Source organism: Streptomyces flavofungini (genome assembly GCF_030388665.1).
GTDB classification, from domain to species: domain Bacteria; phylum Actinomycetota; class Actinomycetes; order Streptomycetales; family Streptomycetaceae; genus Streptomyces; species Streptomyces flavofungini_A.
This window is the reverse complement of sequence record NZ_CP128846.1, coordinates 3,507,390-3,523,386: the sequence shown is the minus strand read 5'-3', so window position 1 is coordinate 3,523,386 and position 15,997 is coordinate 3,507,390. Positions and strand designations below refer to the sequence as shown.

Genomic DNA, 15,997 nt, shown 5'->3' with positions numbered 1-15,997 from the left:
AACCGGGGCTTCGCCCCTGGGCCCCGGGGGTGGGTGGCCCCTTCGGGTGGGACGGGGGCGCCGCCGGATCGGCGCTTCGCGCCTCGTCCTCAAACGCCGGACGGGCTGGTAGGGGGCTGGGCCCGGCCTGGAAGGTGCGTGCCTGCGGGCTGAAGCGGGGCCCCGTGGCGCCCCGCCGGTGTGGTGCCCGGCCCGGAGCCGTCCTCCCGTGGCGCCCGGCTCTGAATCCGCCTTCCCGTGGCGCCCCGCCCGGAACCGCTCTCCCACGGCGCCCCGCCCGAAAACGCCCTCAGCCCGCCCTGGACGGCGGGCGGGCTGAGGGGGGAACGGGGGGCGGGCTCAGTACGCCGAGCCCGAGGCGCCCAGGGAGCCCGTGGGGTGCCAGACCGTCTTGGTTTCCAGGAACGTGGTCAGGCGGTGGGTGCCGGGAGTGGTGGTGAAGTCCGCGTCGGTGTCCACGGCCTGTGGACGCAGGACGCGCTTGAGGTTGTCCGCCGCCGCGATCTCCAGGTCCTTCGCCAGATCGGCGTCCGCGCCTGCCAGGTCCAGGCCGTTCACGTCCTGGTGGGCGGCGAGGGGGAGGGCGAGCTCAGCGGTCCTGCCGCTGAGGATGTTGACGACGCCGCCTGGCAGGTCCGACGTGGCCAGGACCTCGCCGAGGGAGAGGGCGGGCAGCGGGGACTTCTCGGAGGCGATCACGACCACCGTGTTGCCCGCGGCGATCGCGGGGGCCACCACCGACACCAGGCCCAGGAACGAGGACTCCTGGGGGGCGACGACGGTGACCACACCGGTCGGCTCGGGCGTGGAGAGGTTGAAGAACGGGCCCGCGACCGGGTTCGCCCCGCCCACGACCTGCGCGACCTTGTCCGTCCAGCCCGCGTACCAGACCCAGCGGTCGATGGTCGCGTCCACGACGGCGGCCGCCTTGGACTTCGACAGGCCCTCCGCGTCGGCGACCTCGCGCACGAACTGCTCGCGGCGGCCCTCCAGCATCTCGGCCACGCGGTACAGAATCTGGCCGCGCAGGTACGCCGTCGCCGTCGACCAGCCGCCGAACGCCTTGCGGGCCGCGACCACGGCGTCCCGCGCGTCCTTGCGGGAGGAGAGCGGAGCGTTCGCCAGCCAGTTGTTCTTCGAGTCCGTCACCTCGTACACCCGGCCGCTCTCGGAACGCGGGAACTTGCCGCCCACGTACAGCTTGTAGGTCTTGAAGACAGTCAAGCGCTCGGACTTGTCAGACATCGAGGTACGCCTCCAGGCCGTGGCGGCCGCCCTCGCGGCCGAAGCCCGACTCCTTGTAGCCGCCGAAGGGCGAGGTCGGGTCGAACTTGTTGAACGTGTTGGCCCAGACGACCCCGGCGCGGAGCCTGTTCGCGACCGCGAGGATGCGCGAGCCCTTCTCCGTCCAGATGCCCGCCGACAGGCCGTACTGCGTGTTGTTGGCCTTGGCCACGGCCTCTTCCGGGGTGCGGAAGCTGAGGACGGACAGGACCGGGCCGAAGATCTCGTCGCGGGCCACGGTGTGCGCCTGCGTGACGTTCGTGAACAGGGTCGGGGCGAACCAGTAGCCCGACGTGGGCAGTTCGCAGGGCGCCGACCAGCGCTCGGCGCCTTCCGCCTCGCCCGTCTCGGCGAGCGCCGTGATGCGGGCCAGCTGCTCGGCGGAGTTGATCGCGCCGATGTCGGTGTTCTTGTCCAGCGGGTCGCCCAGGCGGAGGGTCGACAGGCGGCGCTTGAGCGCGTCGAGGAGTTCGTCCTGGACCGACTCCTGCACCAGGAGGCGGCTGCCCGCGCAGCAGACCTGGCCCTGGTTGAAGAAGATGCCCGTGACGATGCCCTCGACGGCCTGGTCGATCGGCGCGTCGTCGAAGACGATGTTCGCGCCCTTGCCGCCCAGCTCCAGGGTGAGCTTCTTGCCCGTGCCCGCGACCGTGCGCGCGATCTGCTTGCCGACGGCCGTGGAGCCGGTGAAGGCCACCTTGTTCACGTCCGGGTGCGCGGTCAGGGCCGCGCCCGTGTCGCCGTATCCGGGGAGGATGTTGACGACGCCCTTGGGCAGGCCCGCCTGGCGGCAGATGTCCGCGAAGAACAGGGCCGACAGGGGGGTCGTCTCGGCGGGCTTGAGGACCACCGTGTTGCCCGTCGCGAGCGCCGGGGCGATCTTCCACGCCAGCATCAGGAGCGGGAAGTTCCAGGGGATGACCTGGCCCGCGACACCGAGCGGGCGCGGGTTCGCGCCGTAGCCGGCGTGGTCGAGCTTGTCGGCCCAGCCCGCGTAGTAGAAGAAGTGCGCGGCGACCAGCGGGAGGTCCGCGTCGCGGGTCTCCTTGATCGGCTTGCCGTTGTCGAGGGTCTCCAGGACGGCCAGCTCGCGGCTGCGTTCCTGGATGATGCGGGCGATGCGGAAGAGGTACTTCGCGCGCTCGGCGCCCGGCAGCGCGGACCACTTCTCGAAGGCCTTGCGGGCCGCCTTCACGGCGCGGTCGACATCGGCCTCACCCGCCTGCGCGACCTCGGAGAGGACCTCCTCGGTCGACGGGGAGACCGACTTGAAGACCTTGCCGTCGGCCGCCTCGGTGAACTCGCCGTCGATGAACAGGCCGTACGACGGCGCGATGTCGACGACCGAGCGGGACTCGGGCGCCGGGGCGTACTCGAATGCGGATGACACGTTCTCGCTCTTCATGGGTCTCAGTCCACCGTCACGTAGTCGGGGCCGGAGTAGCGTCCGGTGGCCAGCTTCTGGCGCTGCATCAGCAGGTCGTTGAGCAGGCTGGACGCACCGAAGCGGAACCAGTGGTTGTCCAGCCAGTCCGCGCCCGCGGTCTCGTTGACCAGGACCAGGAACTTGATGGCGTCCTTGGACGTCCGGATGCCGCCGGCGGGCTTCACGCCCACCTGGACGCCGGTCTGCGCGCGGAAGTCGCGGACGGCCTCCAGCATGAGGAGGGTGTTCGCGGGGGTCGCGTTCACCCCGACCTTGCCGGTCGACGTCTTGATGAAGTCCGCGCCCGCGAGCATGCCGATCCAGCTCGCGCGGCGGATGTTGTCGTACGTCGAGAGTTCGCCGGTCTCGAAGATCACCTTCAGGCGGGCCTGCGCGGAGGCCTCCTTCACGGCGACGATCTCCTCGTACACCTTCATGTAGTCGCCGGAGAGGAACGCGCCCCGGTCGATGACCATGTCGATCTCGTCGGCGCCCGCGGCCACCGCGTCGCGGACGTCCGCCAGCTTCACGTCCAGGGCCGCGCGGCCCGCGGGGAACGCCGTCGCCACCGAGGCGACCTTCACGTCCGAGCCCGCGACGGCCTGCTTCGCCGTGGCGACCATGTCCGGGTACACGCAGACCGCGGCCGTGCGCGGCGTCGTGCGGTCCGTCGGGTCCGGGTGGACGGCCTTCGCGCCGAGCGCGCGGACCTTGCCCGCGGTGTCGGCGCCCTCCAGGGTCGTCAGGTCGATCATGGAGATGGCCAGGTCGATGGCGTACGCCTTGGCCGAGGTCTTGATCGAACGCGTTCCGAGCGCGGCGGCCCGGGCCTCCAGGCCGACCGCGTCCACGCCCGGGAGGCCGTGGAGGAAGCGGCGGAGTGTCGATGCCGACGTGGTGACGTCAGCGAAGGGTGGCGGCGGCCCTGCGGGCGCGGCTGTCCTTGGGGGTGATGGCGTCGTCGGCATAGTCACGAGGGGAGCATATCTACGCGCGTAGCGGCGTGTACAGGGGGCGGGGGAGTGGGTGCGGTGCGGTGCGGGTGGGTGCGGGTGGTGTGGTGCGGGTGGGCGCGGATGGTGTGGTGCGGGTGGGTGCCCTCGCGGGGCGCCCCGGTCCCGCCCCTCCTCCGAAACCGGGGGCTGCCGCCCCCTGGCTCCCGCTGATCGGCGCTGCGCGCCTCGCCTCGTCCGCAAGCGCCGGACGGGCTGAAATCAGCCCCTCCGGCGCTCGAAGGTCACCTCCGTCCGCTCGTGAACGTCACTTCAGGCCGTTGTCCAGTGCTGTCATGAGAGTGCCTGTCGGGGTGTCGCCCGACATTTCCCAGACCATTCCGCCGAGCAGGCCCTTCGATCTGATCCACTGGGTCTTCTTGCCGATGGACCAGGGGTCGTCGAAGCTCCACCACTGGCCGTTGTTGCCGGTGTAGCCGTAGGTGGAGACGGACTGTTCGTCGTGGTGGACGGTGAGGTTGGGGACGGTGGTGAGGAGGTTGTGGTAGCCCTTGGTGCCGGCCTCCTCCGGGAACTGGCCCGGGGCCGCGCCGTTCGCCGACTGCCACTCGCCCTTCACGCCGCCGTCGGCCACTTCCTTCCAGCCGCGGCCGTAGAACGGGAAGCCGATGGTGAGCTTGCGCGGGTTCACCCCGGCGTCCAGGTAGGTCTGGACCGCCTTCTCGATGCTGAAGTCGAAGGGGTAGGGGTCCTGGGCGTCGCGGTGGAGGTTGGCCTGGTGGCCGGTGCGGTTGGGCTCCCAGGAGTTGTCGCTGCCCGCGCCGTGGAAGTCGTAGCCCTGGACGTTGGCGAAGTCCAGGTACTCGAAGATCTTCTTGATGTCCCAGCCCGCCTCGATCTTCGCCGGGTCGGCCGGGGTGAACGCGGTCAGGAGCTTGTGGCTGCCGCCGGTGGCGTCGAGCTGCTTGCGGAACTCGGCCAGCAGCGCCGTCAGGTTGTCCTTGTCCGCCGGGCCCCAGTGGTTGCCGGGGTGGCCCTCGGAACCCGGCCACTCCCAGTCGATGTCGATGCCGTCGAAGACGCCCGCGCCGGTGCCGGGGCCGCCCGCGCCGTTGTAGACGGGCAGGTCGCCCTTGATCCAGGTGTCCACGCAGGACTTCACGAACTTCGCGCGCGAGGCGGGGGTCGCCGCCGCGTCCGCGAAGAACTTCGAGAACGTCCAGCCGCCCAGCGAGACCACGACCTTCAGGTGCGGGTGCTTGGCCTTGAGCTTCTTCAGCTGGTTGAAGTTGCCGCGCAGCTTGCCCCAGCCGTCGTCCGCCACCCCGTCCACCGACTGCGCGGCGGAGAAGGCCCGGCCGTAGTCCGCCTCGGCGTCACCCGCGCCCGTGCCCTCGTCCGGGTCCTGCGGATTGCCGGAGACACCCTTGACCACTCCGGCGAGGCAGGTGTGGTTGACCGGGTCGACGTTCTCGAAGGCGTAGTTGATGACGTCGAGCTTCGCGGCCGCCCCGGACGTGTCCAGGTTCTTCACGAAGTACTGACGGCCGTAGATGCCCCACTGCGCGAAGTAGCCCACCTTGAGGTGGTTGCCGGGGCCCGCCGCGTCGTCCGTGGTGACGCTCACGGCGTTCGACGCGGGCGAGGCGTTGTCGGCCGTGTCGCGCGCCTTCACCGTGAACGTGTAGGCCGTCGCGGGAGTCAGGCCCTCGACGGTCGCGGTGGTCGCCGAGGCCGGGACCGTCTTCGCGAGCGCGGTGCCGCGGTAGATGTCGTACGCGGCCACGGCCACGTTGTCCGTCGACTTCTCCCAGGCCAGGGTCGCCGAGACCTGCGTCTTGCCGGTGGCGCGCAGATTGCCCGGCGCGGTCGGCGGAGTCGGGTCGGTCGCCGGGTCGACGGTCGTCGCGGTGACCTGGGGGCTCTCCGGGCTGGTGTTGTCGCGCCGGTCCTTGGCGCGGACGGTGAAGGTGTAGCGGGTGGCCGGGGTCAGGTCGGTGACCGTCGCGCTGTTCGTCGCCGAGGTCGCCACCACGCTGGAGCCGCTCAGGACCTCGTACTTGGTGACCGGGTAGTCGCCCGCCCCGGCCGGGGGCCAGGTCAGGGAGATCGTGCGGGACGTGGCGGTGGTCACCGTCGGGGCGCCGGGCGCCGTCGGGGGCTTGTCCGGCGTGCCGTCGCACTTGTCGCCGTTGACGGTGCAGCCCGTCGGCGTCCCGACCGGGCCCCGGCCCGTGAACGTGTAGCTGTACGGCTCGGTCGAGCCGCCCGCCGGGACCCGGCCGTTGTAGTACGCGTTCTTCACGGTGACGTGGCTGCCCGAAACGGTCGCCTCGCCGTGGGTGTGGCCGCTGACGGTGACGCCGGGCGGCAGGTCGAACTCCAGCGTCCAGGCCGTGGACGGGGCGGAGCCGCTGTTGCGGACGACGTACTTGCCCTGCCAGGACGAGCCGCTGCCCTCCGTCGTGAAGGTCGCGGTGAGCGTGCCCGCCGCGTGCGCGGGGGTCGCCGTCAGGGCGGTGAGCAGGGACAGGGGGAGCAGCAGGGCGACGAGCAGGGCGGCGGTGCGGCCGCGCGTGGCCTCGGTCGCTCTTCGTAAGACTCCTGGCGTTCTCCTGGTTCCTCGTTCTGTGGGGGTCATGGCTCTCCTCGGGGGTGTGGCGTGCGGGTGGCTCCTCAGGGGTTCGGGTGGCGCCGGTGCGTTCGGGTCGCCGCTGGATTGTCGGCGTACATGACAACCCTCGACCGTACTAGGTCTGGACCAATCCCCATACCCCCGCCGCGCGCGGCCGACGGCATCACGTCAGGCAGAATCAGGCCCATGACGAGCGACCCGCAGCCCACTCCGGCGGAGCAGGACCCGGTGACCCCGGCGGCCCCGGCGGCCCCGGCGAGCCCGGCCGATCCGGAGACCTCGGCCGCCCCGGGCAAGCCGGCCGCCCCGGGCAAGCCGGCCGAGCCCGAGACGTCGGCCGCTTCGGAGAAGGCCGCCGCCCCGGAGAAGGCCGCCGCCCCGGAGAAGGCCGCGGCCCCGACGAAGGCCGCCACGCCGGAAGAGGCTGATGCTGCCTCGGTCAAGCCGACTGCCGCAGCTCCTCAGGTCGACCGGTCCGCCCAGGCCGACCACTCCGCCCAGTCCGCCCAGTCCGACCCGGCCTACAAAGACCGCGCCTACCGGTCCCACGGAGCCATCGCCGGAGGCGTCCTGCTGCTCGCGATCGGCACCTGGCTCGGCGTCGACGCGCTGTTCCGTGGCGAGGGACGCACCCCGTGGGTGGCCCTCGCCGGACTGCTCTTCGCGGTGCCCCTCGTCGTCGCCTTCACCCTGCGGCCCGCCGTCTTCGCCAACGAGGACCGGCTGCGCATCCGCAACCCCTTCCGCACCATCACGCTGCCCTGGGGCGCGATCTCGGGGCTGCGCTCCGGCTACTCGAACGAGGTCTTCACGCAGGACGGCACCAAGTACCAGCTGTGGGCCATCCCCGTCTCGCTGCGCGGCCGCAAGAAGGCCGCGCGGCGGCACGCCCAGCAGGTCGCCGCGGACGACCCGGCCGCGAGCCGGGTCCGGCCCGGCGCCCGGGGCACGACCCAGCCGCACGCCCGCGACGCCGGCGACCAGTCCATGGACGACCTGCGGGAGATCGCCGAGCGGCGCGAGGGCGCCGAGGCCGCGCAGGGCGAGCCGGTCGTGCACTGGGCGTACGAGATCCTGGCGCCGAGCGCCGCCGGGGCGGTGCTGCTCGCGGTGCTGCTCGCCGTGGGCTGACGGGCCTTTGGGTCGAGGAGGCCATGGCCCGACTCGTCCCGGCCCGACCGGCCCCGGCCCGACCGGCCCCGACCGGCCCCGGCCCGACAGCCCCCAGCCCGGCGGCCCTCAGTCCCCCCGGCCCAGCCGGAACCCCCGCCAGTGCACGCCGTCCGCCGATATGCGGAACTCGTTCCCACCGAAGCTGTCCCGCCGCAGCCAGCCCACCGGTGTGGCGACCACCGAGCCCGACGGCGTCCTGGCCGTGACCCGGACGAACGTCCGCGCGCCGTCCGTGCTGCGCCAGCCCCCGTCCTCGCCGTGCAGGGTCACGCTGGAGTCGTCGGCCACCAGCACGTCGCCGATGAGCGTGCGGGGCTCGACGCCCTTCCGGTGCCGCCACACCCTCGTCCACGTCAGGCCCCCGTCCTTGCTGACGTGCATGGTGACCAGGCCGTTCTTCGCGGGTGGTGACACCGGCCCGTGCTGCGTCGCGTACAGCCCGCCGCGGCCCCCGACCACCCGGAACACCGCGCCCTCCGCACCGACGCCCGGCAGGCGCGGCCGCTGCCACGTGCGGCCCCGGTCGGTGCTCCTGGCCAGCGCGGGCAGGCCTGTGCGCGGGTCCGTGCCGGAGACGAACAGGCCCGCCCCGCTGAGGTCACCGGCCTGACGCAACGGGCCCTTCAGCGGCGGCTGGTGGACCAGGACATGATGCCGACCCGTCCGTGGCGACAGGGCGAGCAGCCGCTCCCGCACGCAGTCGTTCGGGTCGGACCGGTCGCGCTCCAGGCACTCCGGGAAGAGGACGCCGCCCCGCGCCACAGCCGCCGCCGGACCCGCCGCCGCGGCCCCCGCCGTGCCGCGCCGCCACGTCCGGCCGCCGTCGCCCGTGAACCACGTGCGCCCCGGAGCGTCCACACGCTCCGAGCCCTCGCCTATCAGCGCCCGCCCCGGCCCGAGCACCGTCAGGTCCGCAGAGACGCCCCGGCCGCTCGTCACGTCCCGCAGCGGCGAACTGCCCCGGCGCCACGCCTTCGCGCCCCCTTCGAGCACCGCCACGTGCTGACGGCACCGGCGCTCCGCACACTCGACGAGCAGCGCGAAGCCGGAGCCGTCCGCCGCGAAACCGATGCCGAACGGCGAGCCGGGCAGGTCCGGTGCCGACGGGATGCGCTGCACCGGAGCCCGACCCCCCGCCGCCTTCTCCGCTCCCCGGCCCCCTGCCTTCTCCGCTCCCCGGCCGCCCGAGGCCCGCGCGCCCCCGCTGCCTCCGCCCTCCGCGCCCGCCCCGCATGCCACCAGCACCCAGACCCCCACCAGGGCCACCACTCCTCGAAGCCCACGCCCCTTCATGCCCATGCGACGTCCCCCACTCCGCGACGAATCAGCAACTACCCCTGATACACCGCCCACCGCCCCGGGGTTCCCGACCAAGCACCCCCGATTTCCCTCGGCTTCCCGCGCCTCCCCTCGGCTTCCCGCGCGCCCGCCTCCTGCTCCGGTGCCGAGCGGAGCCCACGTCCCGCAGCCGCCCACGGATCACGGCGGCCCCAGCCACACCAGCAGCATGTGCCCGCCGAACGCCGCCGACGTCAGCGCCGCCGTCGAGAGCACCGCGAGCGTCACCCGCGTGCCCGCCCGTGCGAGGGCGAGGGCCACCGGCAGGAGGAGCGGGAAGCCGGGCAACAGGAAGCGGGCGCGCGGGAAGTAGACGCCGCTGGAGCCGAGCACGATCGCGACCAGCAGGCCCGTGAACACCAGGAGCGGCAGCGGCTGTTCGCGCCCGGTCACCGAAAGCACGTACAGCAGGAGCGAGCCGAGCAGGACGAGCGTCACCATCACCAGGAACAGCTGCGGGCGCTCCACCAGGAACAGCCGCTTCATCCAGCGCAGGGTGCCGATGCCGCCGTCCCACTCGTTGTGCCACAGCTTCTGCACGGCGAAGTAGCCGTCCCAGCGGCCGAGGCGCGCCCCCACCCAGCCGACGTACGCGAGCCAGCCGAGCGGCGCGAGCAGCGCGCCGGTCAGGGCGCGGGCGTCGAAGCGGCGGCGCAGGGCGAGCAGGGCGGTGACGGACACGGCGGCGGCGACGGCGATCCCGGTCGGCCGGGTCAGGCCCGCGAGCGCGGCGAGGGCCCCCGCCCACACCCAGCGGCCGGTGAGCACCGCGTACAACGACCAGGCCGCGAGCGCCGTGAACAGCGACTCCGTGTAGCCCATCCACTGCACGAGCGCGACCGGCAGGCAGGCCCACAGCGTCACCAGGAGCACGCCCGCGCGCCGCCCGTGCAGCCGGTCGCCGACCTTGAAGATGCCCCACGCCGCGAGGAACGAGCAGCCGACGGCGAGCGCGAGGCCGACGCCGCCGCGCGGCGCCGGGAGCAGGGCGTCGCCCGCCCGGATCAGGAGCGGAAACAGCGGGAAGAACGCGAGGTTGTTGGTGTCGAAGGTGTGCCCGAGCGTGTCCGCGTAGCCGTGTGCGGCGATCTTCAAGTACCAGTCGCAGTCCCAGGACTCGGCCAGGAGGTGCCACAGCTCACGGTGTTCGCGGCGGGCCCAGACGGCGAGGACGAGCAGGCCCACGACGCGGACGGCGGCGTACGCGAGGAGTGCGGGCGCCGCGTACCGCAGCGCGCGGGCCGCACGCCGGTACGCGGTGGCGCGCGGGAGCTCGGCGTGGGGGCGGCGGGAGGCGGGTACGCGGGACGGTGCGGCGGTCGTCAGGTCGGAGGGGGGTCCGTACGGCACTGCGGCTCCCGGTACGAGAAGGTGCGCTACCGGTCGACCCTTCCCGAGGGACCGGTGGCGCACCGAGGAGCCGCGTCAGGCGCCGTAACGGAACCACCCCTTCGGGTGGCAGGGGGTGCGCCCACCCGTACGGGTGGCTGAGGCGGAGCGGGGCTGACGCCGCCCGTGCGGCCGTACGCGACCGCGCGTTCTGTCGTGCGCGAGCGCCCCGGCGCGAGCGCCCTCACCGGTGTACGCGACCCCCGCGCCAAGCCCCGCGCCTGCCCCGCGCCTCAGATCCCCGCGGCCTCCGCCAGATCCCGCTTCAGCGCCGCGAGCAGCTCGGCCGCCTTCTCGTGGGCCCCGGGCAGCGCGGCCCGGTCCGCCACCGGCACCACGACCTCCAGGTAGCACTTGAGCTTCGGCTCGGTGCCGCTGGGGCGCACGATGACGCGGGCGCCGTCGAGGGTGTACCGCAGCCCGTCCGTGGGCGGCAGCGCCTCCGTGCCCTTGGTGAGGTCCTCGGCGCGCGTCACGGCCAGGCCCGCGAGGCGCTCCGGCTGCCGCTCGCGCAGGCGCCGCATCGCGGCCGCGATCAGCGACAGGTCCTCCACCCGCACCGACAGCTGGTCGGTGGCGTGCAGACCGTGCTCCACCGCCAGGTCGTCCAGCAGGTCGAGGAGGGTGCGCCCCTCCTCCTTCAGCTCGGAGGCCAGCTCCGTGACGAGCAGCGCCGCCGTGATGCCGTCCTTGTCGCGTACGCCCTCGGGGTCGACGCAGTAGCCCAGCGCCTCCTCGTAGCCGTACCGCAGGCCGTCCACGCGGGCGATCCACTTGAAGCCCGTCAGCGTCTCCTCGTAGCCGAGGCCCGCCTTCTCTGCGATGCGGCCGAGCAGCGACGACGACACGATCGACTCGGCGAAGGTGCGCGGCCCGTCCGCGGCGACACCCCTGCGCACCAGGTGCGCGCCGAGGAGCGCGCCGACCTCGTCGCCGCGCAGCATCCGCCAGTCGCCGTCGCCCACCGGGACGGCCACCGCGCAGCGGTCCGCGTCCGGGTCGTTGGCGATCACCAGGTCCGGGCGTGCCTCGCGGGCCGTGGCGAACGCCAGGTCCATGGCGCCCGGCTCCTCCGGGTTGGGGAAGGCGACCGTCGGGAAGTCCGGGTCGGGCTCCGCCTGCTCCGCGACGAGCACCGGCGCGGGGAAACCGGCCCGCGCGAACGCCGCGAGGAGCGTGTCCTTGCCGACGCCGTGCATGGCCGTGTAGACGCTCCTGGCGGTCCGCGGGGAGCCCTGGGCCAGAACGGCGTCCGTACGCGCCAGATAGGCCTCCAGGACGTCCTCGCCGAGGGTCTGCCAGCCGCTCTCGGGACGCGGTACGTCGTGCAGGCTGCGCACGGCCGCGATCTCGGCGGCGATCTCGCCGTCGGCGGGCGGCACGATCTGCGAGCCGTCGCCCAGATAGACCTTGTAGCCGTTGTCGCGCGGCGGGTTGTGGCTCGCGGTGACCTCCACGCCCGCGACCGCGCCCAGGTGCCGTATGGCGAAGGCGAGGACCGGGGTCGGCAGGGGGCGGGGCAGGACGGCGGCGCGCAGGCCCGCGCCGGTCATCACGGCGGCCGTGTCCCGCGCGAAGTCCGCCGACTTGTGGCGGGCGTCGTAGCCGATCACGACCAGGCCGTCCGTGTGGCCCTTGCCCTTCAGGTACGCCGCCAGGCCCGCGGCCGCCCGGATGACCACGGAGCGGTTCATCCGCAGGGGGCCCGCGCCCAGCTCGCCGCGCAGCCCCGCGGTGCCGAACTGCAGCGTGCCCGCGAACCGCCCGGCCAGTTCGTCCAGGACGGCCGGGCTGCCCGGAGCCGCGTCGACGAGCTTCGCCAGCTCCTCGCGGGTCTCGGGGTCCGGGTCCTCGGCCAGCCAGGCCTGGGCGCGGGCGATGAGTTCTCCGTGGTCCTGCACGTCTGGTCGGCCTCTCCGTGACGGGGGTCTTGCTCTTCCGGCTTTCCCGTCCGGCGCGCGTCGGTACCCGCCGCGCGGCCGGACGGGGTCAGGTGGGTCGGGTGGGTCAGATGCGGCCCAGGACCTGCCCGAGCAGCTCGCCCATCCGCGTGGCGGAGTCGCGGCCCGCCTGCAGGACCTCCTCGTGGTTCAGCGGCTCGCCCGTCATACCGGCGGCGAGGTTCGTCACCAGGGAGATGCCGAGCACCTCGGCGCCCGCCTCGCGCGCGGCGATGGCCTCGAGCACCGTCGACATGCCGACCAGGTCCGCGCCGATCGTGCGGGCCATGCGGATCTCGGCCGGGGTCTCGTAGTGCGGGCCGGGGAACTGGGCGTACACGCCCTCTTCGAGGCTCGGGTCGATCTCCTTGCACAGCGCGCGCAGGCGCGGCGAGTACAGGTCGGTGAGGTCCACGAAGTTCGCGCCGACGATCGGGGACGTCGCCGTCAGGTTCAGGTGGTCGCTGATCAGCACGGGCTGGCCCGGGCGCATGCCCTCGCGCAGGCCGCCGCAGCCGTTCGTCAGCACGATCGTCTTGCAGCCCGCGGCCACGGCGGTCCGTACGCCGTGCGCGACCGCTGCGACGCCGCGGCCCTCGTAGTAGTGCGTGCGGCCCAGGAAGACCAGGGCGCGCTTGTCGCCGACCTTGAAGGAGCGGATGCTGCCGCCGTGGCCCGCGACCGCCGGCGGCGGGAAGCCCGGCAGCTCGGTGACCGGGAACTCGGCCTCGGGAGCGCCGAGCGCCTCCACGGCGGGTGCCCAGCCGGAGCCCATCACGAGGGCTACGTCGTGGGTCTCGGCGCCTGTCAGCTCGCGCAGGCGGGCGGCGGCGGCGTCGGCGGCGGCGTAGGGGTCGCCCTGGATGTCGTCCGGAATAACTGAAGCGTTCACGCCGACGAGGGTAGCCGGTTACGCCCTACGCGCGTAGATGACGATGCCCACGGGATCCGGATCGTTGCTTTGTCGTTTCCGACGAAGGGGGGCGGTGCGGGGGAGGGCAGTCCTTCGCGGGGCGCCCCAGTCCCGCCCCTTCTCCGATCCCGGGGCCTCGCCCCTGGACCCCGGGGGTGGGTGTCCCCTTCGGGTGGGACGGGCCGCCCCCGATCGGCCTGCGGCCTCGTCCTCAAGCGCCGGACGGGCTGAAGACTTCCCCGGGGTGGGCTGGAAGAGGTGCCCCGGGGCGGGCTGGAAAGGTGCCCCGGGGCGGGCTGGACGGTGCCCGGGGGCGGGCCGGGAAGGTACTGCGGGGCAGGGCTGATGGTGTGCCGGGCAGGCAGTGCGGACCGCCTCGGCCGAAGAGATGGCGGGGGCGGGTGGGTGGGGGAAAGCCCGCCCGGCGCTTGAGGACGAGCGCGGAGCGCGATCCGGGGGTCACCTTGGTGGGGCTGGGGGTGCCGGGCTGTTGCTCGGCCGGTTCGAGGTGGGGCGGGTGGGCCGGAGAGAGCCTGTCCGGCGTTTGAGGACGAGGCGTGGAGCGCCGATTCGGGGGTGACCCCGGCGGGGCAGGTGGTGCCGGGCCGGTGGGCAGGCCGGCGGCGGGTGGGGCTCAGCAGGGGTGTTTGCGGAGGTTCATGACGTAGTCGTGGGGAGCCCCGGCCGACTCCGCCGCGTCGGCGATTTCGCCGAGGTAGCGCGCGGAGGGCAAGCCGCCCTCGTACCCGTTGAGGACGTACACCCAGGCGGCCTCCTCGCCCTCGAGGGTGTGCACCCGGACCCGCATGCGCCGGTAGATGTCGAGCCCGACACCCTCCCACCGGTCCATGGAGTCCTCGTCCATCGGGGCGATGTCGTACAGCGCGACGAACACCTGCGAGCGCGGCGCCTCGACGATCGTCGCGAGCGCGCCCTCCCAGCCCATGTGCTCGCCGCCGAACGTCAGCCGCCAGTCGTTGAGCCAGCCGGTCGCGCGCAGCGGCGAGTGCGGGGCGCGGCGCGTCATCAGCCGCGCGTCGAGATTGCCGGCGTACGCGGCGTAGAGCGACATGGCACCGAGGGTACGTCTTCCGGGCGTGGGCGCCTTACGTGATCGGTTCCCCTATGGGGCTGCGCCCCTTTCCCCCCGCCCCCCTATGGGGCTGCGCCCCTCTCCCCTGCCTTCGGCGCTTCGCGCCTCGTCCTCAAGCGCCGGACGGGCTTTGTTCCGGCTCGTCCTCGAACGCCGGACGGGCTTTGTTCCGGCTCGTCCTCGAACGCCGGGTGGGCTTTGTTCCGGCTCGTCCTTGAACGCCGGGGGCGCGCTGCCCCCCGGCTCGTCGTCGTGTCGGGCTGTGCGGGACAATGGCGTATGTGACTCGGATCGTGATCATTGGTGGCGGACCCGGCGGATATGAGGCGGCCCTGGTGGCCGCCCAGCTCGGCGCGGAGGTGACCGTCGTCGACTGCGACGGTCTGGGCGGGGCGTCGGTGCTCACCGACTGCGTACCGTCGAAGACCCTGATCGCGACGGCCGAGGTGATGACGACCTTCGACTCCTCGTACGAGGAGCTGGGCATCATCGTCGAGGACGACACGCCGCACATCGACCAGGCGGCGAGGGTCGTCGGGGTGGATCTCGGCAAGGTCAACCGGCGCGTGAAGCGGCTCGCGCTCGCGCAGTCGCACGACATCACGGCGTCCGTGACGCGCGCGGGCGCCCGGGTCATGCGCGGCCGCGGCCGTCTGGAGGGCCAGCAGGCCATGGACGGCTCCCGCAAGGTCGTCGTGCGCGCCGCCGACGGCTCCGAGGAGACGCTCGTCGCCGACGCCGTCCTGATCGCGACCGGCGGTCATCCGCGCGAGCTGCCCGACGCCCAGCCGGACGGCGAGCGGATCCTGAACTGGACGCAGGTGTACGACCTCGACGAGCTGCCCGAGGAGCTCATCGTGGTCGGCTCCGGCGTGACGGGCGCCGAGTTCGCCGGTGCCTACCAGGCGCTCGGCTCGCGGGTCACGCTGGTGTCGTCGCGCGACCGGGTGCTCCCGGGGGAGGACCCCGACGCCGCCGCCGTCCTGGAGGACGTCTTCCGGCGGCGCGGCATGAACGTCATGGGGCGCACCCGCGCCGCCTCCGCCAAGCGCGTGGGCGACCGCGTCGAGGTCACGCTGGCCGACGGCCGCGTCATCTCCGGATCGCACTGCCTGATGGCCGTCGGCGCCATCCCGAACAGCGACGGGATGGGCCTGGAGGAGGCCGGGGTCAAGCTCAAGGAGTCCGGGCACATCTGGACCGACCGGGTGTCGAGGACCTCCGCCCCCGGCGTGTACGCCGCCGGTGACGTCACCGGCATCTTCGCCCTGGCGTCGGTCGCCGCCATGCAGGGCCGCATCGCGATGTACCACTTCCTGGGCGACGCGGTCACCCCGCTGAACCTGAAGACCGTCTCGTCGAACGTCTTCACCGACCCCGAGATCGCGACCGTCGGCTACAGCCAGGCCGACGTCGACGCCGGAAAGATCGACGCCCGCGTCGTCAAGCTCCCGCTGCTGCGCAACCCGCGCGCGAAGATGCAGGGCATCCGCGACGGCTTCGTAAAGATCTTCTGCCGTCCGGGTACGGGAATCGTGGTCGGCGGAGTCGTCGTCTCCCCCCGCGCCTCGGAACTGATCCACCCGATCTCGATCGCGGTCGACAACAATCTGACGGTGGAGCAGATCGCTAACGCCTTCACCGTGTACCCATCGCTTTCGGGCTCGATCGCCGAAGTCGCCCGCCAGTTGCACACGAGTAAGGTCGCCGGGGAGGCCTGATCCCGACCGTTCGGTCAGTGCGCGCCGACCGGCCGGTGTGATCGTCCGGTCGGCCGGATTCAACTCCGCGCAGGTCACAGCCTGTTGCCGCCCATTCGCGCGGCATAGGCGGGGAGAGTACCCCCTATACCA

At 73.0% G+C, this 15,997-nt stretch carries 11 protein-coding genes; 2 read left to right on the top strand and 9 right to left on the bottom strand.

Going from position 1 to position 15,997, the window contains the following annotated elements; translation table 11 throughout:
• Positions 1–339: 339 nt before the first annotated feature.
• The 4 genes from QUY26_RS14165 to QUY26_RS14150 form a co-directional block, all read right to left on the bottom strand.
• Entirely contained in the window at positions 340–1,245 is a 906-nt protein-coding gene (locus tag QUY26_RS14165) for an aldehyde dehydrogenase family protein (protein WP_289946565.1), read from the bottom strand.
• Positions 1,238–2,674 carry an aldehyde dehydrogenase family protein gene (locus QUY26_RS14160; RefSeq protein WP_289946564.1) on the bottom strand — a complete coding sequence of 479 codons (1,437 nt, stop codon included), beginning with the start codon at positions 2,672–2,674 and terminating at the stop codon, positions 1,238–1,240. The genes QUY26_RS14165 and QUY26_RS14160 overlap by 8 nt, the downstream gene beginning before the upstream one ends.
• 20 nt (positions 2,675–2,694) lie before the next feature.
• Entirely contained in the window at positions 2,695–3,678 is a 984-nt protein-coding gene (gene deoC / locus QUY26_RS14155) for a deoxyribose-phosphate aldolase (protein WP_289955704.1), read from the bottom strand.
• A gap of 292 nt (positions 3,679–3,970) precedes the next feature.
• Positions 3,971–6,304: a glycosyl hydrolase family 18 protein gene (locus QUY26_RS14150; RefSeq protein WP_289946562.1), complete on the bottom strand. Its 2,334-nt coding sequence runs from the start codon at positions 6,302–6,304 to the stop codon at positions 3,971–3,973.
• Between the two features lie 180 nt (positions 6,305–6,484).
• Here QUY26_RS14150 and QUY26_RS41165 point away from each other — a divergent pair, with 180 nt between their 5' ends.
• Positions 6,485–7,429: a PH domain-containing protein gene (locus QUY26_RS41165; RefSeq protein WP_436840326.1), complete on the top strand. Its 945-nt coding sequence runs from the start codon at positions 6,485–6,487 to the stop codon at positions 7,427–7,429.
• A 108-nt stretch (positions 7,430–7,537) separates the two neighbouring features.
• Here the strand turns inward: QUY26_RS41165 and QUY26_RS14140 are convergent, their stop codons facing one another.
• The 5 genes from QUY26_RS14140 to QUY26_RS14120 all read right to left on the bottom strand — a co-directional run bounded on the left by QUY26_RS14140 (position 7,538) and on the right by QUY26_RS14120 (position 14,123).
• Positions 7,538–8,728, bottom strand: coding sequence for a sialidase family protein (locus tag QUY26_RS14140; protein WP_289946561.1), 1,191 nt, complete (start codon positions 8,726–8,728; stop codon positions 7,538–7,540).
• 222 nt (positions 8,729–8,950) lie between these two features.
• The gene (locus tag QUY26_RS14135) at positions 8,951–10,159 is read right to left on the bottom strand and encodes a hypothetical protein (RefSeq protein WP_436840325.1); all 1,209 of its coding nucleotides are present in this window, start codon (positions 10,157–10,159) and stop codon (positions 8,951–8,953) included.
• Between the two features lie 272 nt (positions 10,160–10,431).
• Positions 10,432–12,099: a phospho-sugar mutase gene (locus QUY26_RS14130; protein WP_289946560.1), complete on the bottom strand. Its 1,668-nt coding sequence runs from the start codon at positions 12,097–12,099 to the stop codon at positions 10,432–10,434.
• A 106-nt stretch (positions 12,100–12,205) separates the two neighbouring features.
• Positions 12,206–13,030 (bottom strand): purine-nucleoside phosphorylase, encoded by an 825-nt coding sequence (locus QUY26_RS14125; RefSeq protein ID WP_289946558.1) that lies wholly within the window; start codon positions 13,028–13,030, stop codon positions 12,206–12,208.
• A gap of 655 nt (positions 13,031–13,685) precedes the next feature.
• Complete coding sequence (locus QUY26_RS14120) at positions 13,686–14,123, bottom strand: gamma-glutamylcyclotransferase (RefSeq protein WP_289946556.1); 438 nt, start codon at positions 14,121–14,123, stop codon at positions 13,686–13,688.
• A gap of 293 nt (positions 14,124–14,416) precedes the next feature.
• Here QUY26_RS14120 and QUY26_RS14115 point away from each other — a divergent pair, with 293 nt between their 5' ends.
• On the top strand, positions 14,417–15,865 hold the full coding sequence (locus QUY26_RS14115; RefSeq protein ID WP_289946555.1) for an NAD(P)H-quinone dehydrogenase: 1,449 nt from the start codon (positions 14,417–14,419) through the stop codon (positions 15,863–15,865).
• The last annotated feature ends 132 nt before the right edge of the window (positions 15,866–15,997 follow it).

Excerpts from the sequence above, each read along its gene's own strand:
- QUY26_RS14165 (WP_289946565.1), bottom strand. The coding sequence starts at position 1,245 with ATGTCTGACAAGTCCGAGCGCTTGACTGTCTTCAAGACCTACAAGCTG.
- deoC (WP_289955704.1), bottom strand. The coding sequence starts at position 3,678 with ATGCCGACGACGCCATCACCCCCAAGGACAGCCGCGCCCGCAGGGCCG.
- QUY26_RS14150 (WP_289946562.1), bottom strand. The coding sequence starts at position 6,304 with ATGACCCCCACAGAACGAGGAACCAGGAGAACGCCAGGAGTCTTACGA.
- QUY26_RS41165 (WP_436840326.1), top strand. The coding sequence starts at position 6,485 with ATGACGAGCGACCCGCAGCCCACTCCGGCGGAGCAGGACCCGGTGACC.
- QUY26_RS14120 (WP_289946556.1), bottom strand. The coding sequence starts at position 14,123 with ATGTCGCTCTACGCCGCGTACGCCGGCAATCTCGACGCGCGGCTGATG.
- QUY26_RS14115 (WP_289946555.1), top strand. The coding sequence starts at position 14,417 with ATGGCGTATGTGACTCGGATCGTGATCATTGGTGGCGGACCCGGCGGA.